This is a genomic window from Candidatus Melainabacteria bacterium, from assembly GCA_003963305.1.
Taxonomy (GTDB): Bacteria; Cyanobacteriota; Vampirovibrionia; order Obscuribacterales; family Obscuribacteraceae; genus PALSA-1081.
This window is the reverse complement of sequence record RXJR01000008.1, coordinates 185,456-212,256: the sequence shown is the minus strand read 5'-3', so window position 1 is coordinate 212,256 and position 26,801 is coordinate 185,456. Positions and strand designations below refer to the sequence as shown.

Below are 26,801 nucleotides of genomic sequence, written 5' to 3'. Positions count from 1 at the left end.
CAGTGAGCGGCCTTAGCCCGGACCGCCCACTGACTGAGAGAATCAGACTACGCGCAATGACACAGCGCCAGTGCGCGTTCGATGATCAGGCGATGATCGAAGGCGATGTCTTGCGCGAGAAGCCAGTCGGTATCCAGCACCTCGAGACCTTCTGCGTCATCGGAAGCCTCCATCTTGGCATAGACTTCAGCTTCACGATCGGGCGGAACGAACCAGGCATAGCCGTGATCGACGACGTGTTGTCGCGAGTCACGGCGCGGGCTGGAGCGAACGTCGACGAGAATCAACTCGGCCGGCGAAACCGGCACTTTCGTTTCTTCACCGACCTCGCGTGCACCGCATTCCTCCAGGGTTTCCAGCTGGCAGTTGAGAAAACCGCCCGGAAGCGCCCACTTGCCTGCGTCAGGGTTGTGTTTGCGCTTGATGGCGAGAATCTTCTTGCCGCCCTGGAGGAAAACCGCCACCGACGAGGTGTTGTCGGCTTTGGCGAAACGGTGCATGTGCAAATCGTTCCAGTTGCGCCCGAGCAAGGAAGGAATCTCCCCGGCGTGGGCGAGTTGGAACGATTTCTCGTTCAGCACCGAAAGCTCTACGTGCAGCCAGTCGAGCGAATCGACCTGAAGCGCATCGACCACGACAATGGGCTTGATGCCCCGAGCGTGCAGACGCTCGACGATGTCGAGGAGGCGCCCCGGCGAAACTGCACCGGCGATGAAAACGATACGCGGTCCACCACGTCCGAGCGCCGGCAGACGCTTCCGTCCGTTGCCCACAGAGACATGGACGCCCTTGCTTTCGCACAGGGCAATCAAGTCTTTGCATGCGACAACGCTGAAATCACCTGAGGCACCTTGAGAGGGTGGTGACACCACCAGTAGTGAATACTTGAGTTTCATGAGACAACTCCAAATTGAAAAGAACCGCGCGCCAGATGGCGACAGCGGTCCTTCTCTGAAAGGATGAGAACCCGCCTAGCCGGCCACCGCCGAAGTAGCGGCAGGCTCGACATCAGCCCGGGCATCGGTCGTATCGGCATCGCCGCCGGTGGCAGCAGCGAGAAGCGCTCCGTCATCGACGACCACCACGAAAACCGCAGCGGGAAGCTGCCCGGTCTCCTCGAAGAGGCGGCAGATGACGTCGTCGACGACTGCCACGAGCGCGGCAGGAACGGTATCGAGACCGGAGATGGAAGCCTCGCGAGCAGGCAGCTCCGGCTGCATGCCGAGCAGAGTCTCGGCGCGCTCGACAAGCTCGCGGGCAGACTCGATCACATCGAGGCCGCCCGGGTTGAGCAGAGCGGACTGGTCGAAGTCAGCCGAGTTGCTGACGAACGGGTAGTGCTTGAGGTTCTCGCTGATCGAAACGAGAGCCGCGGAGGCGAGCATGTTGGCGACGAACGGATCGGTATCGGACTCTTCACCGGTCTGGGGGCGGTCGGTAGAGATGATGACGCCGACAGCGCGCCGTGCGAGCTGGTCAGCCTCATCAGCCCCTTCTGCAGTCAGGAAATCGATGATGTCGCTGAACTTGCCGGTCAGGGTCGATTCGATCTTGTGATTCGTGTTCATATGTTAATGCTCCTTTGCGCACCTTATCTGGTGCTTGCGCCACCTCAGGCAGAGGTGGGTTTTCCGACGTTGCTGGGGACGGCGCCAGTGCTTTCTTCGCAAGAGAACTGGCGCGTTATCCCAGCTGATTTTGATTGAGCAGACTGAATGGAGCGAGGCACCCGGGACGGGTACGCTCCATGCACCGGGGATGGTGTGTTCCATCGAGGTCTGCTCTTAGAGGACGAGGGGATCGCTTACAGGGTCTTGTAGAGCTCCTTCTCGGTGACGGTGATGACGCCGGTCTGCTGGAAGTCGTCGATCACCGACTGCCAGTCAGGGATGGGCAGGTCACAGGTGGCGTCCTCGACGAGCACCACCTCGAAGCCGGCGCGAGCGAGCGCGTTGGCAGTGAGACCGACGCAGATGCGCTTGACCAGACCGACCAGCACGACGCGCGTGACGCCGTTGGCGCGCAGCCAGTCGATCACCTCCTGGGTGGCGCCGGAGAACTCGTCACGGTTCTCCTCCGTGCCCTTGCGGAAGGTGGCGTCGAAGAGCGCTGCTTCCGTGCCGCGGATCCAGTCCCAGCCCCAGGTGCCCTCGATCATGTGAGTGGGATAGACCGAGACGAAGCTGCCGTCGCGGTCTGCCACCTTGTCGAGGTACGGACGCTTGTCGGGGTTCTGCTCGGCGAAGTTGAACATGTTCGGCTTGTGCGAGTCGCGGATGCCGATCTGCAGATCGATCTTCCCCGACCGCTTGCCCCAGCGCTGGATGCGACCGACCACAGGGCCGATGCGCCGACCACCGGGCACGGCCAGACGGCTGAAGTTGCGAGCGCGCGTGCGCTTGTAGTCGGCGAAATCGTTGGTGCCGTCCACATTGAAAAGCGCAGTCTTGCCGGGCTGCAGCTTGTGCTGATTGACGATCTTGCTCATATATGGAACTCCTCTTGCGGGACCAGGTCCCGACGGAAACTGCGCGGTTCGAGCAACCACGCAGCTGTTGATGAACAGCCGAATATGCCGTCTGCCGTCAGGCAGAGAGCACACTCAACTAGAACGAAACGTATATCTGTATTCGCTGGATTGTCTTCCCGCACCTGCTGACGCGTTCTGACACGTTCCCGCGAGTTGCGGCGCATTCTTCGCGTTACGCCAGCGACTGCGCCTCGTGGTCAGCGAGAGCATACTCACGCATGCTGACCAGCTCATCGCGGTAACCACCCGAGAGGATCGGCGACCGGCGCCAGGTGCGAGGGTCGAGGTTGCGAGTGTCGCAGTGCAGCGCAGGCGCCAGACGCTCGCGCTTCCACTGGTTGATGCTCCACTTGCTGAAGAACTTCTGCACCCAGTCGCTGATTTGCAGGGGCGTGTGCTGCGCGTAGCCGACCCGAATGATCTGGTAGCACTCGAGCGGCGAGCGGTTGTTTTCGATTGCCTCCTCTTCGATTGAATTGAGCACGTCGTAGGGCATCAAGTCTTTCTCGTCGGTCTGCGCCTGCTCGAGCGGACGCAGTTCAGCAGTCGGTTGCTGCTTGGTGACGTAGATAAGCTCGGGTAGAGGACCAACAGCGGCCGGTCCCTCGTTCTGCAGCCAGAGCAGCCACCACTTGAGGAAAAGCTTGTCAATGCCGGCAACAGGCGAGAGACCACCGGCGGTGTCACCGTCCATGGTGCAATAACCGACCGCGCCTTCCGAGCGATTGCTGGTCGACAGAAGCAGCATGCCGAAGATGTTGGCCAGCAGCCAGATCATCGGAGCACGCACGCGCGCCTGCACGTTCTGGAGCGGAATGTCATCTTGCTCCCAGGTCATCGGTCGCCCAATCACCTTCTCGGCGAGCTTGATGTAGAGCCGCACGATGGGCTCGATGTTGAGCGAGAAGAAGCGCGCGCCGACCGCTTCAGCCACCTTGCGAGCAGCGGTCCTGGTCGTGCGCGAGCTCTGTTTGGTGGCCTGATAAGCGCAGACGATGAGGCGATTGACCAGCTCCTTTCTGGTCGCACACTTATCGAGACCCTTGATGTGAGCCAGTTTCGCCTTGAAGCCGTCCATACCGAGGTCGGCTACGCCGAAGTCGACCATCAGCTTGACCTGGCAGGCGACAGCAGTGGAATCGGCACCACCGCTCAGTGAGAGCATGAAACCGTTGGACATGCTCTTGCGCAGATAGTCGAAGAGACCAAGCGGAATCACCCGCGAGAACTCTTCTTCCTTGACGCGAACACCGGTCTCCCAGGGTTCGAAAACGACCGCCACCCTGGCCTCGGGCGTGCGCTCGGGGAAGACGAAGGGCACTTCGATGCAGCGGTTGTCCTGAGCGCCCGTGATTTCGGGCTTGAAGCTGCAGGTGCGCGACTGCATCATGCGCGTGTGCTCGATATCGACAACCGACGTGGTGAGCACATGGTTTCGATAAGAGAAGCGTGGTCCGGAGGCGGTAAGCTGACCGGCCTGAGCGATAATCACGTCACCGTCATAGATGGCGCGACCGGCCTCGTTGCCGAGCAGGTTGACGAAAAGATAGGTGCAGCCGAAGGCTCGGGAGCCTTCCAGAACCAGGCGCTGACGCGTCTTCACCTTGCCGAAGCTGAAGTGACTGGCCGAAGGGTTGATGATGATATCGACCGCCTTGCCGACCAGGTTGACGCCGTCACGCTTGCCGGTCCAGGCGCCTTCGCAGATCTCGAAGCCGAGCACGACGTCGCCGATGCGGAAGTAGAGGTCGCCTATCTGGTAGACCTTGCCGTCCTTCTCGAACTGCTCGACGAGGTTGGCCGGCCAGGCTTCGAACTGACGCGCCTCGTAATGGATGCCGTCGTTGGCCAGAGCTTTCTTGGCCACGAAACCGGCGATCGCGCCGTCGACCACGACAGCGACGCAGTTGTAGATCTTGTTCTTGTGGAGGATGGGCAGCCCGAACGAGACGACCATACCCCGCGTCAGCGGCAGGAGCGCTTGCAGCATCTGCCAGGCGCGCTCACGCAAGTCGGGGCGGAAGAAATCGTCTTCACAGCCGTAGCCTGTGATGCACAGCTCGGGCAGACCGAGAATGGTGACGCCCACGGCTCTGGCGTCGGCCAGGGCATTTTCGATATTGAGCTGGTTGTTTGCCCAGCCGAATGGAATCTGGTTGAGGGCAGCCCCAGCCATCTTTATTAGTTTCATATGACTCTCCTGAAGCAGAGAAGGAGCCCCCTGCCGCCACCAGATGCGGTGACGGCAGATGAGCCCGGTTTATCACACGCACCTGTCGCAACAGCGATCAGGCGCCGGGACGAAGCAGGCGAAGCACCTCCTCGACAAGGATGTACGAGATGGACTTCACCTTGAGGAAATCACCAGCCTGGCGCACGGCGCTGGGATGGCTGTCGGTGACGATCACCTCGTCGAAGAGAGGCTCGCCTTGCAGGTCAACTGCGCCGCGCAAACGGTCGAGGGCGTTGCCGGGGAGCACGCCGTGCGAGGAAAAGAAGCGAATCTTGCGGCAGCCCGTACCTTCCTTGCCGGGAATGCCGCTGCGGTAACCGACCCCGGCTTCGATGGCGGTAGAGCCGCGGCGGATCATGTCGTCGAAGAGGTCGATGTCGAGCCCGGCGACATCGCCGAGCACACCGAGCAATTCGGTGTCGGAGCCGCTCTTGCGGTCCTTGAGAGCGAAGGCGGCCTGCCAGAACTGGTCGACTGCGATGCCGCGCCCCTTGAGGAGCCTGTTGATGTCCTTGACGAGCGACTCAGCCCACTTGCCGCGCCCGGCATCGGTGGTGCAGATGCGTCCGCCCAGTCGTTCACCCAGCGCCTCCATGATGATGCGCTTGATGGCGTAGACGTGAGTGGTGCGCACGCCATGGAAGTAGTGCGGGATGCCCTCGGAGTGCAGGTCGGTCATGACCACCCGATTGCCGAGCGGGCAGGCGGGAATTGAGGAAATCAGGCGCGCCCGGTAAGCGGCCTTGACGGCCTCGTGCAGCTCGGGCTTGCCGCGCTCCATCGTCGAATAACCGAAGTAGGGAATGACGATGGTCATGCTGACGGCGCCCGCCTCGTAGACGGCATTGGCCAGCAAGTAGAGTTCGATCGTTTCGGCGTGATCGATGGTACCGCCCACGATGACGACATCACGACCGGCGACGCCGCTGACGCCTGTAACGAGACCGGTTCCAGCCTCGCGATGGCAGTCGCCAGGCTGGAAATCGTGCAACTTGAGGAAATCGGCGAGCATATAGCCGTAGCTCTTCGTGGCGAAGAGTACGGGGGCGCCACGATACTCGAAGAGGTCGATGGCGGCCCCGGAAGCAGCGCGCTTGTTGGGGCGGCGGCGCAGAGCCGGCTTGCGATAGACGGGCATGGACATGGTCTGCTCGTCGACAGGCAAGACTCGGTTCCCGAGTGGTGTCTCGGGGATTGCGGAGAGCATGCGCGCCTGCACCCGCCTGAAGAAGCGCGTGTGCTTGTCGTTGCGGCGGTCTTCGGGCGTAATCAAAGTCAGCCCGATGGCGCCTTCATCTGCCGCCAGGGAGCCGACATCGAAGAGCTCCATGGTCTGGTCAGGCTCGGTGAAATCGAAGTTGCCGCAGACGACGACTTCGCTGTTGTCGACTGCGGTTTCGAGTTGATGATGGATTTCTCCATCGGGAAACGCTTCCGCCTTCACCTCACCACTGACGGTGCCGGCTTTGGCCAGAAGTCGGGCAGCGACTGCGACAGAGCCGCCCGAGGTCAAGATGATCACTTTTTGCATATCAAGGTCTCCCGTGCCAAGGTAAGTTGGCGTTAGAACAAGTCTGTCCTGAGAAGTTCAGAACAGAGGCTGCGAATCGGTTGCCTGGAGTAACTGGCGTTGCTCCGGGCTTCGTGTTAGCTGCCTGAGACGCTGTGCCTCAGGCAACATGGTCGAGAAGTGCGCTCAGGCTGCGGCGTCGAGCGGAATGCCCAGATGCGTGTATTTGGCAACACGCAAGGCATCGTGGTCGCCACCTGCCTTCTCGGGGTTGTCGGAGATCTTCACGACCTTCGTGACGATGCCGTGCTGGTCGATCACCTCGTAGAGCTTGATCACGATCGCGACAGCCGGGCTCTCATCACCGTAGTCGTTGCTCATCGACGTGCCGATACCGAACCAGCATTTGCCGCCGCGGCCCCTGACGTAGCCGTTGATCTCGATGGCGCTGGTATCGGTGTTGCCGTCGGTGAATCCGGCCGGCTTGGTTCTCCAGTCGACGCTGAGCGAAATGTAGTGAGCGACGAGCTTCTCGTACCAGGCGTAGGGGTCGCCCGAGTCATGGCGCACCGAGTCATAGAGCCTGGCCAGCTCGCCGTCGAAGTCACGCAGGAAGGCGTCGGTGCCGTAAGTATCGGGCAGCGCGGTGCCCAGGTTGCCTCCGTAGACCTCTTTCCAGGCAACGAGTGCAGCCCGATTGGCGTGCTTGAGCGAAACCAGGGCAGCGTGACCCATCACCCACTCATGAGCCATGGTGCCCAGCGCCTTGACGCCGTGCTTCATGGCCAGGTAGACGTTGCTTGTGCCCGTGAAGTTGGCGTACTTCTTGCCGATAGCGACGACGCGCTCCTGCGCAGCGAAGTGACGGCGGCGGCGGGTGCCGAAGTCGCCCCAGGCGACGCCGGCGTCGAAGAGGCGTTGCGCCTTGCCTTCCATCTTCTCGACCTGGCCGTCCTCGCTCCAGTTCGTGTCGATGTATTCGTAGTAGACCTCTGAGATCAGCGCCAGGAGAGGCACTTCCCAGAAAATGGTGCGGCACCAGAGCCCGCGAATGTCGAGCTTGAGGTTGTTGCTCGCATCGAGCGAAACCGACACCTCGGATGGATCGTAGCGGTAGTTGGCGAGGAAATCCCAGAAGGCGCGGTTGATCCAGGGCAGCGCCACCACGCAGTAAGCACGCTCTTCGGCGGTCAGCTTCAGCCTGGCCATTTCGTTGATGCGGCGCTGCAGCACCGCGAGGGCTTCGGGCGTCCAGTTGCCCTTGCAGCGTCGGTCGGTGAACTTGTAGGCCACCCGAATGTTCGGATAACGTTGCAGCACCGCATTGCCCATCGAGAACTTGTAGAGGTCGTTGTCGAGGATGGAGCGCGGAGCGGAAGAGAGCTTGCGGCGGCGCTTTCTCATCTGAGATGCAGCGACACCACTTTTCTTTGGCTGTGTCATAGATTGGTCCTCATCTTTCTTGCACACCACTGGTGGTGCGCAGTCAGGGTCAGCGATAGAGCCTGTGCCGCACGGCGATGTTGCGGACTTTGACGTTGGGGAAAAGGTAGTCGGCTGAACGAGCGCGACCAGCCTTGATCCAGTTGCGGATGATCGTGCTTGAGATGCCGCCGCCCGGGCAGTCAATAATGCCGAAGCGAGCCCCGGCAGGCAGCACCCGAGCGACGATGTCGCGGTCTGCAATGGCAGCGTCGCGCGGCGCCACGAGAAGCTGGCAGAGCTTGAAGATTTCGTCGACTTCCATCCAGTGATTAATCGGTTCGACGTTGTCGAGCCCGATGATCAGGAAGAATTCGACGTCATCGCCATGCAGCGCCCGAAGCGCACGCAGCGTGTCGACCGTATAAGACTTGCCGGGCCGGTCGATCTCGATGCGACTGGGCACGAAGTGCTTGACGCCCTGGCATGCAGCCCGAACCATGCGGAAGCGAATCTCCTTGGGAGCGACGTCGCTTTTATGCGGCGGGTCACCGTTGGGGATGAAGTAAACGAAGTCGAGGTCAAACTGATCCCAGGCACATTGCGCGACCTGCATGTGCCAGAGATGAATGGGATTGAAGGTGCCCATCGAGAGTCCGATGCGCAACTTCTTCCGTCCACGATTGTTGCGAATCGTTTTTGTCCGTGTCATTTTGTAACTCCTGGCAGAGACTGCGAGACTGTGCAGCGCAGTCCGGAAAAAAGTTGCTCTTCATGTGAGCCAGTGTTCATGCGGCAGCACAACAAGCGCACAAAGGCAGAAGACGTGCTCACTCTCACCGATGTGCGGTGGGGTGTGGAACGTTGAAAAACTACTGATTAGAGCAATAAGGGAGGTTTGCTTGGAACTGGAAAACAGAGAACATGAAAAAGCTATTGGTTCTCAAGCACGAAACTCAAGAGCCAATAGTGATCTACTCTCTAATAACTAATGACATTTGGCCCAAACCCCGACCACAGCCTCAAATCATTTTCTGGCGCGGCTCGCGCTACTCAACGTTCTTATATACACAAGGAATATACGCCGCCGATCTTTGACTGGAATAATAAAGGAAACATTGAGGAAACCCTGATTCCTAGCGGACCTGAGCAGAGTTGCGCCAGGCCTATTGATTCAATGGTCTGGCGCAAAACGGTACTAAATTTCTTCGCCCTGATCGCTGAGTGGTATCGCGCATGATGCTGGAGAGTGGCCGCGATGGCCAAAAAAACGAAGAAATTATTATTGGCTAGCGTGTGCTGATGCGAACTTCAAGAGATCTGCGCCAAAACTGCCGGCGAGGGTAAAGCTACCAACGCCCAGACCTAATGTTAAGTAAAGTTCTATTACATCAGCCTTTCCAGACTTACCGATCACTGGAAACACGCATCAACAAAGGCTTTCCAGAACATGCGAAGTCTGCGTTTTTTGCTTAACATGAAATGAGTAAATGAATTTGAGAGAGGTACACCCCAGTCTCGGGCCCGAATTCCCGTTCAGTTTAGTGCAATCAATGCGGGGCGATCCGTTAGTTGTGAAGCCAATTTGGGTGAATTATCCGGTTCAATTATGAAGCCAATTTGCGTGGCTGACACCCTGGCTAAATCTGTAGACAGTGGTTTGAGTGTACGACTGACCAGGTTGCAAAATTGTGTTTGGCCAATCGCTGTGATGTACTGAATCAGGGTAGTGTTGGGCTTCCAGAGTAAAGCCCCAGTGTTTTGAATAAACACCACCTATACCGCGTATGGTGCCATCCAAAAAATTTCCAGAATAGAACTGCACTCCCGGTTCTGTCGTGAGCATCGTTAAGGTGCGTCCGCTAATGGGCTCGACGACGACTGCCGCTTCTCTCAGCTCTCCTTTCTGCCCCCGCAAGACAAAGTTGTGGTCGTAGCCGCCGGAAACTTTTTCTATGTCTTTGCCGATTTCTCTGGGCTCTGTAAAATCAAACGGTGTGCCTTTTACAGGTTCAATGGTGCCTGTAGGGATAAGTTCTTTGTTCACGGGTGTGTACGAGTCGGCATTTATGCGCAACTGATGTTTCAACACCGATTCAAAACCGGCGCCGGCCAGGTCAAAATAAGCATGATTAGTGAGATTAATCGGTGTGGGCTTGTCCGTAGAAGCTGTATAAACAATCTTCAATTCATTCTCGTTATTAAGCGAATAAGTAACTGTTGCAGTTAAGTTTCCTGGAAAACCCTCTTCCATATCTTTGCTCACATACGTGAATTTAACAGCAGCGATGCCATTTTCGTGCAAAGGCTCAGCCTGCCACAGGCGTTTGTCGAATCCGCGAATGCCACCATGTAAGGTATTATGTGAACTATTAGGAGCAAGAAAATAGTCTTTGCCGTCGATAGCGAATTTCGCTCCAGAAATACGGTTTGCATAACGTCCTATTGTGGCGCCGAAATAGGATGATTGTTCTTCGTACGGGCGCAGTGAGTCAAAGCCGAGAACTATGTCGACTGATTTGCGGCGTTTATCGGGAACGCGCAGCTCAGTCAACGTGGCACCATAAGTCATAACTTTAGCGACCATGCCGTTGGCGTTGGTCAGGGTAAACAGATCAATTTTCTCGCCATGCATATCTGTGCCGAAATCAGTGCGACTGAGATTATCGAAAAGTTTGACGGCCACAGGCGGTTGTGTTGCCTCTACCTTCGAGTAAGAAGCTGCACAGGTCACAGACATGGTCAGAAGAGTGCTCAACAGCACCTGGGTTTTCCGCATAAAAACATCCATCGTTAAGGGCAGATCAAATAGTAACCCACTGGAATTGGCAGTGGGCGATTTGACAACGATTGGTCTCAACTCAGTAATTTTTTTCGATCTGCTTTGCTTCTTCTGCTCGGCCTGTCAGCCGGAGAAAGTCGCCGTAAGCAGTGCGAGTCACTGATGCATCGGCACTGTCCAGCGTGTTTGTCTTTGCATAAATTGCCAGGGAGCGCAGGAACATTTGTTCAGCTTCGAGCTTACGTCCCTGTTTGCGATAAATCTGCGCCAGGCAGAAAGTCACTTTTCCGATATAGGGGTTATCTACGCCAAACTCATCTTCTGCCAGGCGCAGCCAGCTATCGGCCGCGCTTTCTGCTTCACCGAAGCGACCGCGATTATTGTAAGAAAGAACCAGCAGTTCGAAGTCGAGGAGCAAATCGGAGTTGGGACCGCGTGCTTCCTCGCGAATTTTCAAGGCGCCATCTGCCAGCCGAGCTGCGTGTTCGTAGTTAGCAGATTCGTAGTTGAGCAAAGCCAGGCTGTAGAGCATATCTGCATATTGTTCAGTGGACAAAACTTCACGGCTGGCCATCATCTCGGCTGCTTTCACGTTCAACACCGACAGCAGTTCTTCGTCGCAAAGTTTACCCTCTCTCGAATAGAGCTCGAAGTGGTGGTGGATGATTTTGCGCAGATTGTCGAACTGATTAGCGTGCGAAGGCACTGGCCCTGGGCCTCGGGATTCCAAATCCTGTTTGGTCATGATCACCTGCCGATGCCTTCGGGCAAAGAAAGCAATAATCGAGCGCCATTATGATCATAGCTGCTCGACGTGATTTCGGTTGTAGCAATATGGTCTGCATCCTAAACTTTAGCCGTTTTCTTTTTATGATACGTTATAGTATTTACAGTCTAAAAAAGCAGGGCGCTAGCCCTGCCGCACCATTCACGGTGCTAGGAACGGTCGGTCGTTAGTAGTTGCAGCGATCGGCGATCTCGCGACGCTTGGCGCGCACGCGGTCGTGTTCGGCCAGATTGCCCGCCTTGCGATACAGCTCGGCAAGCATGTCCAGTTGCGGAATGCACAACACCTCAGCGCGCGCGGCCATGAGCGGAATCGTGCGCTCGATCACCTCGGCTGCCCTGGCGTAGTCATCCTGGCGGCTGTAGCAGCGGCTCAGATTGAGCAGCCAGCTGAGCTGAGCCGTGCCGGACTTGCTTGCGTCCAGCTGTGCGGCTTGCGACACCTTCTGCTCGCAGAGGGAAATCGCTTCCTGGAAGCGACCGAGACCCTGCAGGCAGTCCACGAGTGTGCTGGTCGCACTCTCGTCACCATCTTCAGCGATGCACAACTGCAACAGAGGCAGCGCCTCGTCGTACCGCCCGAGCGACTGAAGCGAGGCCGCGAGAGACTTCCTGGCTTCGCTCAGGCTGGGCAAGTTGGGGTTGCCCTTGAACTTGAGGCAGAGGTTGTAGATGCGCCGCTGCAAAACCACGGCCTCGTCGAGGGCGTTGTCTTGCACGAGCAGCGCCGCCAGGGGACGAAGCACGTGAATGAGCCTGATGTCGTCGGCACCGAACTGGGGCTCGACCATGGCACGAAGATTCTTCAGATCACCAACCAGAACGGCACGAAATTGAGCTGTCATAAAGTCCTTTTCCTGCGGTCTTACCGCTGAAAATCAGGCAGGCGAAACGCCAACCTGAAGCCCTTGTGTTAGAGCGACGACCATCGCCGCTCAGAGAAGAGAAAGGCGGACAGCCAGGCTTGTTTGCTAAGCAAGCCTGACTCTCCGTCCGGAGACGCCGCTGAACGGTTCACGTTAGCGGTGGTGCTGGCGGTTCGAAAGCCGCCCGCTTTTACTGCTGGGTGAGCAGACGACGCGCCGTGGCACGGAGCTCAGCCGCCTGCGACTCGGCTTGCTTAGCCTCGTCGTCGCGATGAGCGATGCGTGCCTGACGAGCGTACTGCTCGAGCGAAGCGGCTTCCTTCTGGAGGCGCTGGGCTTCGCCGACGAACCCTCCCGGGGTGGGGTGGTTCGGGTCGAAGGCGTGGTCTTCGGTCGACGAGAGCAGGTCGCTGAACCAGCCGTGCTTGCCGACGAAGCCGAGCATCTGCGTCAGGTAATTGACGCTGAGCGTGACGCTGTCGAACTGCACCCTGGTCGTGCCACCCATGAGGGCAGCGGCGATGACCTGCCCGACCACCCTGGCCGTGAGCCGGTGGTACTTGGCCTTGGAATCGAAGGGCTCCTGAACGAAGGCCACTCCGCGGTCGACGACGACCGAGCCGTCGTAACCGTACTGCCCGTTGAAAACGAAGAACTTGCCCTTCTTGTCGTAGGTAATGCGATCTGCAGACATAGTAATTTTCTCCAGTAGCTCAGCCTTGGCTGAACTGTTTTTGAAATTGGTCAAACAAAACGGGAAAGGTCTTAGCTTTCCTCGAGGGAAAAACTGCCCGGCAGACTCTGACGCCACTTGCGTGGCGCCAGAGTGCCGAACAGTGTTCCGGCAACTCAGCCTGAGTCGCCGGGTGATGACCGGAGCGAGAGCCTGAGCTCTCGGACGGTCAGACGGCGATGGCCGCGTGGTCGGTGAGACCGCGCCCGATGGCCGGGTCCGAGAACCAGTCCATGAGCTTGACCCCCTTCAGCACCGACGCGAACGCCAGCGTGAAGAAGGCGTCCAGCCGCGAGCCCATGATGTGGGTGTTGCGGCTGTCGCCCGGGTCGACCAGCAGGTAGCCGGCCTGCTTGAGCGGCGCGTAGTCGTTGACGTTGGGCAGGATCATGTTCCAGTCGCCGCCGATGATGACCTTGCCGGTCAGCTTGTTGGCGATGATCTGGCACTGCTGATACCGCACCGCAGCCGTCGTCTGCACGCCACCGCGCATCGACTTGAGGTGCACGGCCGCGATGGAGAAGCGCTTGTCGTTGGGGTCGGCGTCGGGGGAGGTGTCCTCGACATCGACGACGAGCACCGGGCGCAGGTCGTTGACGCCCTGCACGTTCGCCACCTCATCGATGGTGCGCGTGCCGAGCACCTTCAGACGCGGGTGCACGAGGATGCCGACCGCCTGGTTGCCACGGCTGTTGTCAGACGAGCAGTAGGCGGTGTAGCCGGTCTGGCGCGCGACCTCCTCGAGCCCGTCCTTGCCGATCTCGACGCAGATCCAGGCGTGGGCGAGGGGGATGTACTCCTTGTAGGAGTCCATGAACCACTTCGCCTTGTTCAGGGTCAGCATCTCGAAGTTCTGGGCGCCGTGGATGACCTTACCGGTCATGCCGACCGGCTTGAGACCGAGCGAGGCGACCTTCGCCTTGACCGAGGCCAGGACGAGAGCCGGGTTGAGCAGCGTGCCGCCGCCGGGACGACCGCCACCCTTGTTGCCACCGCCACGGTTGCCGCCACGGCTGCGCTGCTGGTTGCCGCCACGGTTGCCACGGTTGCGCCGGCGGCCGCCGCGGTAGTCCTCGAGGTCGTCGAGGGTGATGTCGAGCTGGTGGTCGGACCAGCCCAGCGCCTTGATCGCCTCGTGACCGCCGAGGGCGGCGAGCGGGCTGGTGGCGCCGAGGAGGATGTCGGTCAGGGTCGACTCGTCGGTGTCCGGGTACTGGGGCAGGTTCTCGGCCAGCTCCCGGTTGTACTCGGCGTTGACGGCGTTGAGGCGAGCGACCTGCTTGGGCGTCAGAGACGTCCACTTGGGCGCGTTGATGCCGGTGATGTTCTTCTGGTTCTTCTTCATAACAGAGACTCCTTCTTGGTCCTGGCGGACCGGTAGCGTCCGTCGCGATGCAAAGCCCTCGCGGCGAACTGTTGGTAAATGAGCGCCTCACCACGGAATGTGATGGACGAACTGGACAATGCGTGCTGGCGAAACACGAGCTGACACAACGCGTGAGCATTGCGGCAGCGCGTCGTACTCGAAAACACGCCACCACAAGTGGTGTCATGCCGCGAGAAAGGGAAGGCGTCGAAACACCCTCTCAAACGACGTCGCCTGCCATTCAGTCAAGCCGGAGCCGAACCGAAGAGCAAGCAACTAACCAAGCATTCCAAGCCGCAGATCCGAAATCCTCAGGTGATTTACGCCCTTCTAAGCAGAACCGCGAATCTCAACCGCACAACCGGAAGTTGTGATGTTTGGCTGAAAGGCTGGCGGCACTACTGTTGGGGAGCTTTTGCCTGAAAATAACGAACTGGAGGGGAATGTAAGATCAACGTACTGTTATTGGACTTCCTAACACAAGCTTTTAAAGAGTTACTTATGACGTAATTGACATGTGCTCTGTAAGGAGCGCGAGTGTCGGAGCAGTGATTGTCAAAGAAAAGGCAGTTGGTAAATGCGTCATTCGCCCGAAACTTGCCTGTTTCAAATAAAACACTTGACGGCTAGCACGCCTGCCAGAGTCTCTAATCTTTGCCCGCTAGGAGGCCTCGCCTAATTGTAACGAAGTGGTTTTTTACCCAACCAGACCGACTTTTAGCCAATGCGAAAGAACGAACAATGAAATTGCCAAGCGTCGAATTTTCCAGACGCAATAATTGGCGGGCACATTTTTCAAGTGCAGGCAAGCGAAATTTGCTTAAGGCTTGCCGGCTCTGCTAAGTATAAGCCTGCTGTGACTGATTCAGGCTTTTAGTAATTAGTAACAAGTTATCTGATCGATATGCCTCTGGGCTAAAAACCAAAAATTCAGATAGCCAGGTCCGGAAAAAAGCGAGCATCTCTTACCAGCACCGGACAATTTCATACGTTTTGCTCTGAAAGATAGTGCTCATGCGCTTTTTCTGAATTTTTTGTCTTTAAATGTACTACTATAAGTTATAAATGAAAAATAAGCCCGCTCTCACAACCTCGCTAGATGTCAAGCGAGACAGATTTAATCAAATCGCTGACCCTGTCAGGGTTGTGACAGGTTAGTACGAACCATGTGCCCGGGCGGGCACAGTGGGCAATATAACTTAACTGCGCGAGGCTGCCAAGCGCCCAAGACGCATGCGGCACAAGCCGCGCCACATGAATATATCGTCTTGCTTTAGTTAGAACCTGATCTGTACGTTCAAATTATCTTTTCAGTTCTAAAAAGCATAGAGCACCAACCACCGCACCCAGAAATCTCTGCCAGTGCCGAACCACGACAAATCTCCTTTCCGCACCCGCGGAGGAATGTGGTTTTGCCTGGCAGTTTTTGACGCTTGTGGTGGTTAGTTCTGTGTTTCGGACTGGAGGAGAAGTCAGTTCGTTCGACAACAGAGTCTGTGAACCATCATCCAGGAGATTGCCCATGAGCAAACTGTTGGTAGTTGACTTGGGGTCCAACCCGACCCACCTCCCCGGCGCCGCTCAGTTCTTCGAGACCATTCGGAGCTGTGGCGTCGTCGTCGTCCCCGCCAGCCAGTTCAGTGATTCCGCCGCCATCCGCGCCGCAGTCGCTGACGGCAACGAATTCGTCGGCTTCGCCGGTGATTCGCACTGCGACGTCGCACTGGCCGCGCAAGTGGCTAAGAGCGGCGGCGTCATCTTCGCTTACGGCGAAGGTCCTCTCGCCAGTCTGTGCCGTTCGTCCGGAGCCGACAGCCCCGAACGCGACGCCTGCCTCGTCCTCAGCAACTTCGGTGACGCGAGCCGGATGCACTCGTTCCAGCAACGGATCGGCGGCAACTAGCTCACCACCACAACCACAACCAGGTCAGTCGCGGATCGACTGACCACCATCCGGTCGGCACTCACCCGTGAGTGCCGCCACCAGCTTCATGCGCTCTGCAGGGCAATTGAGCTGGCTGTCTTCGCGCGGGACCACTTGGGGTCCCCGTTTTTTTATCACCGGGCTACGGCCTAAAAGAAAGGGAACTCTTATATGAACGCAAGTCAAAACCTCGTCGGCACCCTCGGGTACGACAACCTTCCGTCGCACGTCGCCGCCGCCGGCTACGACCGTGCGAAGGTCAAGCGTGGCATCGTCCACGTCGGTCCGGGCGGCTTCTGGTCTGCCCACATGGCCGCCTACGTCCACGACTACATGGCCAAGTCCGGCGACCTGAGCTGGGGCTTCGTCGTGGCCAGCCTGCGCTCGCCGGGCACCATCAACGCCCTGCGCGCTTCGGGTCATCGCTTCGTGCTCGTCGAGCGCGAGGAACAGGAACGCCAGGCCAGCGTCATCGCCCCGGTCGTGGAGTCGATCTTCGCCCCGGAGAACCCGATGGCGCTGGTCGATGCCATCGCTGACGGCGACATCAAGATCGTCTCCATGACGATCACCAACAAGGGCTACTACTGCACCGATGCCTACGGCACGCTGGACGCCTCGCACCACGACATCGTGCACGACCTCGACTTCACCGTCGAGGGCGGCGCCGATGGCGATGCGCCCCGCACCGTTCACTGGTACCTGAAGGCGGGTATCGAGAAGCGCATGCAGGAAGCCCTGGCAAGCGGTGTCGCCCGCCCGCTGACGGTGCTGTCGCTGGACAACGTCCCGCAGAACAGCCGTTCGCTCAAGGCGGCGTTCATCCACTACGTCGAGGCGTCGTCTGACGACAGCGATGCCCTGGTGCAGTGGATCGACGAGAACGTGGACTTCCTCACCACGCTCGTCGACCGCATCACCCCCGAGGTCAACGCCCAGTTCCGCAAGGACATGGCGGAGTACCTCGGCTTCGACGCCGGCGTCGTGATCGGCACGGAGAAGTTCCGCCAGCTCGTGGTGGAACGCGGTCGCTTCCAGATGCCTGCCTGGGAGTCGGTCGGGGTCGAGGTGGTCGAGAACATCGGTTCCTACTGGGAGCTGAAGTTCCTCGGACTGAACGCGGCGCACCAGGTGCCGGCCATGGTCGGTCCGCGTCTGGGCGCGACGTACATTCACGAGGCTGTTCTCATCCCCGAGCTGGGCTGGCTGCTCGAGGAGTTCCACCGCGAACTGGGCGTGATTCTCGGAGACGACCTGATGAGCGTCTACGGGCCCAAGATCCAGAAGCGGTTCAAGGACAGCGCGCCGATGGACACGATTCTCCGTGTCGGCGCGCGGGGCACGAGCAAGGCGTCCGAGCGCATCGCGTACGCGGTCGAGCGGGCTCTCACCATCACCGAAGGCGAGAAGGTGCTCAAGGCGCCGACGTTCGTCTTCGCATGCTGGCTGCTCAACCTCGGCAACACGGACGAGCTCGGCAACACCTTCAGCCAGTCGGACGTCGAGCAGCCCAAGCTGGTCGGGGTCCATCAGGAAGTGCTCGCCTGGACCCGCTCGGAGAACCGCGACCTGCACGGTCTGGCTCACCATCTGCGTCAAATCGGTGAAATCGTTCGCGATGACCGGTTCGTCACGATGGCGGGCAAGTCGGGCTTCCTCGCGGAACTCGCCTGGGCTCTCAACGAGCTCACGTCGGGCAACACCAAGTCGGCCATCAACAACCTGCGCAAGCGGGTCGAGAGCTGAGGCATACCGCCAGTCGTCGGGCAAACAGATTCGTCTGCGTGCCTGGCGATTGGCCAAGGTGACTCTTCACTCGAATGCTCGCAAGACCGGCTCATCATCGGTCTTGCGAGCTCGTTTTTTCCAGGATTGTCCTGGACCTCTGCAAGGGGTAACCCAAGCAGGTTTTTTAACCACAAGCCTGCCTCAAAGAGGCCAGGATCAACTTCGAAAGGAAGATATGACTATGACGACCAACAACAACAACGCTCGCCGCAAGCGCCTCACCGCCGAACAGAAGCGTGAGCTGATGCGGAAGTTCCACTTCATGTTCGACTACGACAACACGCTGGGCAAGACGGAGAAGCCGGCTTTCGAGGCGTGCTGCGGCGTCATCAACGCCACCCTGACCGAGAAGGGTGTGGCCGAACAGCACCTGTTCACGCCCGAGTCGCTGATGAAGCGCTTCGTCGGCTACTCGTTCCGCAAGATGATCGTCGAGCTCTCGGCCGAGCACGGCTTCACCTTCGACGCCGGCAAGGTCGAGCACATCGAGGGCGAAGACTACCGCCCCGAGCTCGAGATCCTCGTCAAGAAGGAGGAAGTGGCTGTCATCGCCAAGCTGGCGACCGACATCGAGGCCACCGACGGCGTGCTCGACCTGCTCGCTCGCATCACCGACCTCGAGAAGTCGGTTGTGTCGAGCAGCGCCGAGCGCCGCGTTCGCGCCTGCCTGAAGGGCGCCGGTCAGGAGGGCTACTTCCAGACCGACCGCATCTACTCGGCGGCGAACTACAAGTCGAGCAAGCCCGAGCCGCGGGTCTACCTCGAGGCGCTGGCGGGAATGGGTCTCGAAGCCCACAACTGCCTGGCCATCGAGGACTCCAAGACCGGTGCCCAGGCGGCCATCTCGGCGGGCATCACCGTGCTCGGCTACCTCGGTGCCTACCCGAAGCACGAGCAGGCGCACATCCGCAAGGCCATGCGCGCCATCGGCGTCAAGGTGTTCATCACCGACTGGAGCCAGTTCGAGGCTGCCGTGACGCGTCTGGCCGTGAAGCGCTTCGGCGCCTCGGTCTGACCGTCGCAACAGCTGAGAGCTGACTTTCGAGGGAGCGGACTCTTCGTGGTCCGCTCCCTCATCCCGGGGCGAGCGCAAGCTCGTTCCAACTCCCGCCCGCCTGCTTCGCTGCAGGATGGGCCTTCGAAAACCGAGGCCTATACACGCCTCAATTGGAGAAACACATGGAATCTATCTTCGTCAAAGTGGCGCTGCTGCTCTCGATGAGCATGCTGCTCGGCGCGGCCGGCACCTGGTGCGGTCGCAAGATCCAGTCGGTCGGTGCCTGCATCGGTCTCGGCATCGTCTTCATCCTCGGCACCATCGGCGTCTTCATGGCGGCGCACGCCAGCGCCGGCATCGGCATCGTCGCTCTGGGCGTCTGGACCTTCATCTCCGGGCTGTTCATCGGACCGGTGGTCGGGCAGTTCTCGGAAGAGTTCGGCTGGAAGACCGTCGGCGGCATCTTCGCTTCGACAGCGGGCGCGATGGCCATCTGCGGCATGATCGGGCTCTTCTCGGGCATCGACTTCTCGGGCATGGGCACCTACCTGCTCTTCGCGCTCTTCGGGCTGATCATCTTCGGCGTGATCGGCATCTTCGTGCGCATGTCGCGGACGACGAACATCGTCTACCACCTGCTCGGGATGCTCATCTTCTCGGGCTACTTCATCTTCGACTTCTTCCGCCTCGGCCACACCGAGAACACGTGGGAGAAGGCGATCCAGTTGACGATGTCGATCTACCTCGACTTCCTCAACTTCTTCCTGCACCTGCTGCAGCTCTACGCGGCCACGCAGCACAAGTAGGAAATCGACGGAAGGCGGGTTAGCCAGGGCTGACCGCTTTTCGTTTTTCGTCGTTGCGCGGAGTGGCTGAATAAGCCACTTCGCCAGCAACTGTTTGTTCATCATCACATTCACAGGAGAACGAAAATGTCACGCAAAGGCTCGCAACCGGTGCAGCAGAAGAAGAAGGTCGACCCCTTCCACTGCGGCACCATCACCGCCGAAGACCAGCGTCGCATGCGAAAGGCCGGCGAACGCGCCGACCGCATCGCCAGCGGCGTTCTGCGTCCCGTCGGCACCGGCGCGCACTGGAAGGGCAAGAAGGGCGAGAACCGTGCCGACCGGCGCAGCGCTCGTCAGCAAGCCCGTAACGCCGCGCGCGGCGACTACTGAACCACAGCAACGGAAGAAGATGTCCTCGGGCAACCTGAGGGCATTTTCTTTTATTTTTTACTACTAAATCATACAGTACAACAGTGAAAACGCGACTCACTCATTTCACACTGAAGAACCTCTCTCCTGGCGGTTTGCATTTAAGCCAAAAAATTAGCCGAACAGTGTCCAAAAAAGGTCCTATTGGGAATAGTTATTATGTGTGTTCAGCGGTTAGTAATTTTTAAGCAACATTTGTCCTGTACAAAAGATCCATGCCAGACAGACCCGAATCAGCGCTGATACCCAACGGTCAACTTCCAGATTCATCGCACGCGATGCTGAAGGAAGTACAACAGCCGCAGCACAAAAGCTACTTGCAGACTGGGGTCGACTCGGTACTTGATGCCACGATTGGCTCAAACAGCAGCGTCGGCAAAGAAATCAGCCGCTACGCACCAAGTTTCCTCCAGACAGCCGCACTTTTCACACCAGGCAAATATGCCTTCGCAGCGAGTATGGCGCTGGGCGCCGCAAATGAAGTACGCGTCGGCGACAGCCTGGAGATGCAACTGACCGAATTTGGTATGGGTGCAGCCAAAGGGGCAGCAACGAAAGCGCTTTTCGACCGGGTCGGCAATTCTAATGTGATGAGCAGTGGATTGTGGAGCGTACCGGCTAAAGGCGTTGTCCTTGGCGTCTCCGGTAGAGCAATCGACGTCGGCTTGACTCCGCAGAACTGGCTCAACCCGCAGGGCAACTTCGATGCCTCACAAGCTCTTGGACGCACACTTTCAACAGCCTTCGATCCCAAATCGCTGGCTCTGGATGTGGCCATTTTCGGTGCCGCTCACGGTGCCACCTCGGGACTGAATAAGTTATCGGGCGGGCTTCTCGATCGAAGCCAGGCGCTGCGCAACATCGCCATGGGCACCACATTTGGTGTGACAGGCGGCGCCACTGGCGAGCTTATGGCCCAATCTCAGCGCGGCGGCCCATATGATTGGGGGGAAATACTGAAACGCGGAGCCTATCAGGGAATCGTTGATGGAATCGCATCGGCACCGGGTGCGTTTTATGGCGCCAGAAACACGCCACTTGCAGAAGCCAAACCAAACGGCAACGGCAGCAGTCTGAAAGAGGCGATTGCCGATAAGAAGGCTGAAATCAAAGAAACAATCTCAGAGGCAGTGGAATCGGCAGACGACCTGACGAAAAAAGCCACACTGGCGGCGGCGATCGGCTTAACTGCAATCGAACCGAACACCAGCGCCCGTATGACTTCACCGGTCGAAACGGCTAACACTCACATCGTTGCAGAGCAACATGTGGCGGCAGACGGTGGCAAACGAGCGAATTTCCTTGAAAACATCACGGTGCGCTCGGTTGTACCGACTGAGAAGCTGAGCGAGCGTCCGGTGCTTAGAGATGGAGCAGAACTGGTGCGTGGCTCGGGCACAGTTGACGTAAAGGGCAACGGCATCTTCAGCTTCGAAGTTCCCGAAGGTCAGACTCTACGTGTCGTCTACAAAGGCGGTGAGCCCACTTTGACGATTTCACCGCAGAGCAAAGGCACCATTGAGTATGTCAATCAAACAGACAAAATCCTCAAGCCTGATGGTTTCTACACGGCTGATGGAAAGCCGCGAGCAGACGTAACGGTTTTGCATCCGCTCAGTGATGTTTTCACAGCGGAGCAGATCGCAAACATCAACAAAATTCAGGCCCTCCATCAAGAGGTGGCAGGAAGACAACCTGTTATCACTGAAGCAGAGAAACAGGCCATTTCCGACAAAACATTCGTGCCGGCAAAAGTGCAGGGAGGCGTTCTCGATATTGTCGTTGGTCCGCCCGGAGCGGGCAAAACCACAAACGTAGTTGAGCCGCTGGCCGAGAAACGCGGTGCCACAGTAATTGATGGAGACGAGATCAATCCGCACATTCCCGGATACGAGAACGGTCTGGGACAAGTGGCAGTAGGTGGAGTTTCTGGCGAAATCAGAGCAATGAATCTCAAGCGAGCATTCGACCGCAAAGACAACGTCGTGCTGCCGTTCCTGGGACAAAAACTGCAGTTGATGGAGCAGATCATCAGCGATGCCAGACAAGCGGGCTACACAAAAATCGCGGTGCACTATGTTGAAGTACCACCTGAAACCTCTGCACAGCGGGTCTACTCGCGCTCTATGGCAGAGCCGAACGAGAAAGGTGTCAGACAGGTAATCGACCCTGAGTGGGCATTGCGCCGCGTCAACGACAATGTTGCGAAGGTCTTTGAAGAACTGATCGGAAGATCCGGTTATCTGGACCAGTATATGCACTACAACGGCGAGGTACCGAAAGGCGAAAAATTCCCCGTCGTTCGTGCCAGCCATCCTGAGATGCCCAAACCCTGGGAACCGGGATTCGAAAATCACTAACTGGACAACAAGCGACGGCGCGCTAACAGCCAGGTTGGCTAATTATTTCTTGTCCGGATGAAAAACTTTGTTGTGAGATTCGAGGTCTTTGGCGTCAGGATCGACCATGACTCGGCCAGATCCTGAAATCCACAGATCTTCGCGTTTATAGCCTTTTGCCAACAACTCTGCTATCTGGCGGTCGATGTCGGCTTGCTGCTCATCGGGGGAGGGATTCGAATTGCTAGTCATGAATTGTACCGGGTGCGACTGTTTTGATATTATAACAAGCACGCTCGACAACTGAGTATTCGCAATGCCAGACAAATTCGGCTTTTTCGAACCTGACAGGAACGAAAAAGGCGAGATGCCGAAAGTTGCTCGGCAACTTTAAGCATTGGGAGCAGGCAGTTGGCAACTCCTCATTACGCAACCTCAAACAAAGCAGTTAAATTATGACGAATAAAACATCTACGCCAGTGTCCAAAGATCTGCTCAAAAATGCGCCCAAAGATGTGGTTTGCCCCACATACGATCGCGAAAACGTGACCGAGGGCATTGTGCACATCGGTGTTGGTGGATTCCATCGCTCTCACCAGGCGCTTTACCTGGACGAGCTGTTTCAGTCACACGGGCTCAAAGATTGGGCGATCTGCGGCGTAGGCATTATGCCTCAAGATGCCGCGATGAACAAAGCTCTAAACGAGCAAGACTGCCTCTATACGCTGGTGGAGCGCAGCGGCAAGAAAAGCAATGCGCGTGTGATCGGGGCATTGAAGAGCTATATCTTCGGACACGAAAATCCTGAACAAGTATTTGAAAAAATGGCTCACCCAAGCATCAAAATCGTCTCTCTGACTGCGACTGAAGGTGGTTACTGTTTCAACCAGGGCACTGGCGAACTTGATTTCGACAACAAAGGCATCCAGAACGACTTGAAGAATCCAGGCAAGCCTCAGACTATCTTCGGTTATCTGGCGGAAGGGTTGGACCGCAGACGCAAAGCGGGAGTGACACCATTTACGGTACTATCGTGCGACAACCTGCAAGGCAATGGACACGTCGCCAAATCAACGCTGCTCGCCTTCTGCCAGAAACGCGACCCGGAATTAGCAAAGTGGATCGACAAAAATGTCAGCTTCCCCAATTGCATGGTTGATCGCATTACGCCTGCAACAACTGATGCAGAGCGGGAGTTCGTGCGTGACACTTATGGACTGGAAGATGCATTTCCAGTAGTCGCCGAGCCGTTCAAGCAGTGGGTAATCGAAGATTCTTTCTGCAACGGACGACCACCACTGGAAAAAGTCGGTGTTCAATTCACCTCAGACGTGGCCCCTTACGAGAAGATGAAGATCAGACTTTTGAACGCTTCTCACTCTGCGATGGGCTATCTTGGCTATCTTTGCGGCTATCGCTACATCTACGAAATCGCTCAGGCGCAGGAATTCATTCCTTACATCCAGGGCATGATGAACGAAGAAGTGACCCCCCTGGTCGGCGAGATTCCTGGCGTCAACCTCAGCGAGTACAAAAAGAGCCTGATGGAGCGCTTTGCCAACGAAACAATCAAAGACCAGGCTTTGAGAATCTGTCTTGACGGTTCTTCTAAATTGCCCAAGTTCATCCTTCCTTCAATTGTCGAACAGCTTGAAAGAAAGGGACCGATTCGCAAACTGACGCTGTGTGTGGCAAGCTGGATGCGCTTCTTGAACGGGAAAGACGAGCAGGGAGCCGACATTCCAATACAGGATCCACAAGCCGACCGGCTCACCGGCGTAACCAAGAAGACCCGCGATCCAAAAGCATTGCTCGAGCTGACCGATATCTTCGGAGACCTGGGCAAAGACGATCGCTTCGTCAAAGAGCTGGAGTTACTCGTCAACATGCTCTACGACAAAGGCGCTCGCGCAACGCTGGACTTCGTTATGAGCGAACAGAAGTAGCTCTTCGAATTTAGAAAGGCGACCCGAAGTTGATATTTTTGATGCTTGGTTCGTCGAAAGGCAGAACCGAGAGGTCATGTCCGATAGCCTTTTTGAGGCGATCGGCTCCGACTGTTGTGACGCCCGGGCAGTTCCTCAAATCGATAGTTCTCAGGTTTTTCCAGCTTGCAAAAATGGGCAAATCAAGATTGTTCACATCTACCTTTTCCAGAACCAAAACCTGAAGGGGCAGGCCGGACAACAACTTCAACCCGGCGGCGGTAATTTTTCTGTTGCCACTTAGATGCAACTCTCGCAAAGTTTTGCAATGCGAGAGAATTTCCAGATCTACATCGTCTATATCGCAGTTGTAGAGAACGAGCTTATTGAGGGGCAAGGCGGCTATCAACTTAATCGCATCGTGCGACATAGGCAGATGCTGAAAAGCGAGTTCGCGCAGTGTTTTCATTTTGGAGATAGTCCTTGTAGCACCATCTGTAATGGCAGTCCACTGCAACTCAAGCGTACTGAGCGGCAACCCTTGAAGAGCGGCCACACCTGCGTCATCAACCCTTGTGCCGTTCAATATCAGTACATTCAATTCCTTCAAAGCGCGCAAGTGAGACATTCCCCGACCGTCAACGCGCGTGTGACCAATATTCAAATAACGCAGATGAGACAAGCGCGAGATGACCGGGCACGCCGTTTGATAAATCTCCAGATTGCCTGAGAGACTGAGATTGATCAAATTGCTGCAATTAAGCAGCGCCGGCAAATCCTTTTCATAGATGCTGTCTGAATCGAGCGCCAGCATGCGCAAATTCTTGAACTTACTAAGAGCAGCCAATCCGGAACTTCTAAAACCAGTCCTGGAAAGATACAGTTCCTCTAACGTGCCGGGGTTCAGGTAAGCAAGCACCCGATCTGTAATTTTTGGATTATTGCCAAGATCGACTTTAACAAGCGGCAGATGGCGCGCATATTGCAAAGCTTTGTCTGATATGCCGGAGTCAGCGAGCAGCAGACCTTTGATATCAAATCGGTCTTTCAACCCATTAAGAGCACTGTCTGACAAAGTCTGTCCCTGACAGGAGATCTCTGTCTGCGAACGGTCTGCCACACTTCTTTCAACGATCTCATCGTGCATGGGCGCCGTCAGAGCTGTCGGATCTTTACTGATATCGTCATACGATTCGTTCGTTCCGGATTTATTGTTCTTTTCAATTTTCAAATCGGGAAACTGATCGGCGAGTAGCTCCGATGGCATCTTCTCATGAACTTTCTCAGACTTTTGATTGAAAAAATAGAACCCGCCGGCTGCCACCACAAGTGATGCAGCAGCGGCACTGGCGATGACCACCTTATTAACGCTGAAAGCCGAGCCACCATCACGCCTATTTGTCCTTACTTCTGCGACCAGACGCTCGTCCAGAGCTTTTCTTACCTCTTCGATACTCTGGAAACGCTGATCAGGATCCTTGGCCAGAGCACGAGCTACCAGCCTCTCTATCCAGGCCGGGTAAGTGATTCCATTAGCTCCTTCTCTGAGCGTGGGAGCCTTATCGCTCATCTGGCGAAGCATAATTTCCATCGATGTCCCGCCCGCAAAAGGAGAATTCCCCGTCAGAGCCTCGTACATGATGCAACCGATCGAATAGATATCTGAACGCAAATCAATGTTCTTCCCCAGGCATTGCTCTGGGCTCATGTAGAGGGGGCTGCCAACGAAATCACCTGTGCGCGTCAGCTTTCCTGTACTGGTATCGTCTTCAGGCAAATCAAGAACTTTTGCTATGCCGAAATCAACAATTCGCACCTGCGGATTCCAGCTGTCAGGCTCAGTCAACATGATGTTGCTGGGCTTCAAATCTCGATGCAAGACTCCCCTGGAGTGCGCATGCGCAACGCCGCTGCAAACCTGCTTGAATATCTTGACGCACAGATCGAGTGGTAAGGCACCACGCTCATCGATGACGGCAGAGAGCGTTTTGCCTTCGATAAATTCCATCACCATGTACGGCTGCCCATCTTCTGTGACACCGAACTCATGCACAGCGACTACATTTTCGTGATGCAAGTTGTAAGCAGCTTGCGCCTCACGCTGGAATCGCTGCACCGTAAACTCATTAACCTGATGCAGAATCTTGATTGCTACATCTTTCTTGAGCATCGTATGGTGCGCTTTGTAAATAGCGCCCATACCTCCGGCACCAATCTTTCCGAAGAAACGATACGTATTGGAGAGCTGACCGAAAGAGGGTCCGTCACTACTGATTTGATTAGAGTCTTCCACTGGCTAAAATCGAAAAGGATCTTCCTACAAGTATTCCATGTAATGGTTCACTTGTCTTAGCAGGCACTTGCTGAATACAAAGAAAAGGAG

The 26,801-nt window shown here is 57.0% G+C and carries 20 protein-coding genes and 1 pseudogene; 7 read left to right on the top strand and 14 right to left on the bottom strand.

Features of this window, described 5'->3' with window-relative positions:
• Window positions 1-47: 47 nt before the first annotated feature.
• From EKK48_09970 to EKK48_09915, 12 genes and pseudogenes are all read right to left on the bottom strand, one after another.
• Window positions 48-896, bottom strand: coding sequence for an NUDIX hydrolase (locus tag EKK48_09970; protein RTL43209.1), 849 nt, complete (start codon window positions 894-896; stop codon window positions 48-50).
• Window positions 897-971: 75 nt separating this feature from the next.
• A complete protein-coding gene (locus tag EKK48_09965) occupies window positions 972-1,568 on the bottom strand; it encodes a hypothetical protein (GenBank protein ID RTL43208.1) in 597 nt (198 codons plus the stop codon).
• Between the two features lie 236 nt (window positions 1,569-1,804).
• Window positions 1,805-2,488, bottom strand: a complete 684-nt coding sequence (locus EKK48_09960; protein RTL43207.1) for an isochorismatase family protein — start codon at window positions 2,486-2,488, stop codon at window positions 1,805-1,807.
• Window positions 2,489-2,702: 214 nt separating this feature from the next.
• Window positions 2,703-4,721, bottom strand: coding sequence for an NAD(+) synthase (gene nadE, locus EKK48_09955; protein RTL43206.1), 2,019 nt, complete (start codon window positions 4,719-4,721; stop codon window positions 2,703-2,705).
• 97 nt (window positions 4,722-4,818) lie between these two features.
• Window positions 4,819-6,294, bottom strand: coding sequence for a hypothetical protein (locus tag EKK48_09950; protein RTL43205.1), 1,476 nt, complete (start codon window positions 6,292-6,294; stop codon window positions 4,819-4,821).
• A gap of 165 nt (window positions 6,295-6,459) precedes the next feature.
• Window positions 6,460-7,716 carry a nicotinate phosphoribosyltransferase gene (pncB, locus tag EKK48_09945; GenBank protein RTL43204.1) on the bottom strand — a complete coding sequence of 419 codons (1,257 nt, stop codon included), beginning with the start codon at window positions 7,714-7,716 and terminating at the stop codon, window positions 6,460-6,462.
• Between the two features lie 49 nt (window positions 7,717-7,765).
• Window positions 7,766-8,407, bottom strand: a complete 642-nt coding sequence (nadD, locus tag EKK48_09940) for a nicotinate (nicotinamide) nucleotide adenylyltransferase (protein RTL43203.1) — start codon at window positions 8,405-8,407, stop codon at window positions 7,766-7,768.
• 891 nt (window positions 8,408-9,298) lie between these two features.
• Window positions 9,299-10,486 carry a galactose mutarotase gene (locus tag EKK48_09935; protein RTL43242.1) on the bottom strand — a complete coding sequence of 396 codons (1,188 nt, stop codon included), beginning with the start codon at window positions 10,484-10,486 and terminating at the stop codon, window positions 9,299-9,301.
• 70 nt (window positions 10,487-10,556) lie between these two features.
• A complete protein-coding gene (locus tag EKK48_09930) occupies window positions 10,557-11,222 on the bottom strand; it encodes a tetratricopeptide repeat protein (protein ID RTL43202.1) in 666 nt (221 codons plus the stop codon).
• Window positions 11,223-11,430: 208 nt separating this feature from the next.
• On the bottom strand, window positions 11,431-12,108 hold the full coding sequence (locus EKK48_09925; GenBank protein RTL43201.1) for a tetratricopeptide repeat protein: 678 nt from the start codon (window positions 12,106-12,108) through the stop codon (window positions 11,431-11,433).
• A 211-nt stretch (window positions 12,109-12,319) separates the two neighbouring features.
• Window positions 12,320-12,823: a hypothetical protein gene (locus EKK48_09920; protein ID RTL43200.1), complete on the bottom strand. Its 504-nt coding sequence runs from the start codon at window positions 12,821-12,823 to the stop codon at window positions 12,320-12,322.
• A 1,012-nt stretch (window positions 12,824-13,835) separates the two neighbouring features.
• Window positions 13,836-13,934 (bottom strand): annotated as a pseudogene (locus EKK48_09915) (30S ribosomal protein S3).
• A 1,816-nt stretch (window positions 13,935-15,750) separates the two neighbouring features.
• Between EKK48_09915 and EKK48_09910 the strand changes: the two are divergent.
• From EKK48_09910 to EKK48_09885, 6 genes are all read left to right on the top strand, one after another.
• Window positions 15,751-16,131, top strand: coding sequence for a hypothetical protein (locus EKK48_09910; protein RTL43199.1), 381 nt, complete (start codon window positions 15,751-15,753; stop codon window positions 16,129-16,131).
• Between the two features lie 192 nt (window positions 16,132-16,323).
• Entirely contained in the window at window positions 16,324-17,898 is a 1,575-nt protein-coding gene (locus EKK48_09905) for a mannitol dehydrogenase family protein (protein ID RTL43198.1), read from the top strand.
• Window positions 17,771-18,955 (top strand): HAD family phosphatase, encoded by a 1,185-nt coding sequence (locus EKK48_09900; GenBank protein ID RTL43197.1) that lies wholly within the window; start codon window positions 17,771-17,773, stop codon window positions 18,953-18,955. The genes EKK48_09905 and EKK48_09900 overlap by 128 nt, the downstream gene beginning before the upstream one ends.
• Window positions 18,956-19,119: 164 nt before the next feature.
• Window positions 19,120-19,743 carry a hypothetical protein gene (locus EKK48_09895; protein ID RTL43196.1) on the top strand — a complete coding sequence of 208 codons (624 nt, stop codon included), beginning with the start codon at window positions 19,120-19,122 and terminating at the stop codon, window positions 19,741-19,743.
• Between the two features lie 126 nt (window positions 19,744-19,869).
• A complete protein-coding gene (locus tag EKK48_09890) occupies window positions 19,870-20,115 on the top strand; it encodes a hypothetical protein (GenBank protein RTL43195.1) in 246 nt (81 codons plus the stop codon).
• A 254-nt stretch (window positions 20,116-20,369) separates the two neighbouring features.
• A complete protein-coding gene (locus tag EKK48_09885) occupies window positions 20,370-22,514 on the top strand; it encodes a hypothetical protein (protein ID RTL43194.1) in 2,145 nt (714 codons plus the stop codon).
• Between the two features lie 42 nt (window positions 22,515-22,556).
• Here the strand turns inward: EKK48_09885 and EKK48_09880 are convergent, their stop codons facing one another.
• Window positions 22,557-22,745, bottom strand: coding sequence for a hypothetical protein (locus EKK48_09880; protein ID RTL43193.1), 189 nt, complete (start codon window positions 22,743-22,745; stop codon window positions 22,557-22,559).
• 203 nt (window positions 22,746-22,948) lie between these two features.
• Between EKK48_09880 and EKK48_09875 the strand changes: the two genes are divergently transcribed.
• Complete coding sequence (locus EKK48_09875; protein ID RTL43192.1) at window positions 22,949-24,439, top strand: mannitol dehydrogenase family protein; 1,491 nt, start codon at window positions 22,949-22,951, stop codon at window positions 24,437-24,439.
• Window positions 24,440-24,449: 10 nt separating this feature from the next.
• On the opposite strand, the gene EKK48_09870 is transcribed toward EKK48_09875, so the two are convergent.
• Complete coding sequence (locus EKK48_09870; GenBank protein RTL43191.1) at window positions 24,450-26,711, bottom strand: hypothetical protein; 2,262 nt, start codon at window positions 26,709-26,711, stop codon at window positions 24,450-24,452.
• Window positions 26,712-26,801: the final 90 nt, after the last annotated feature.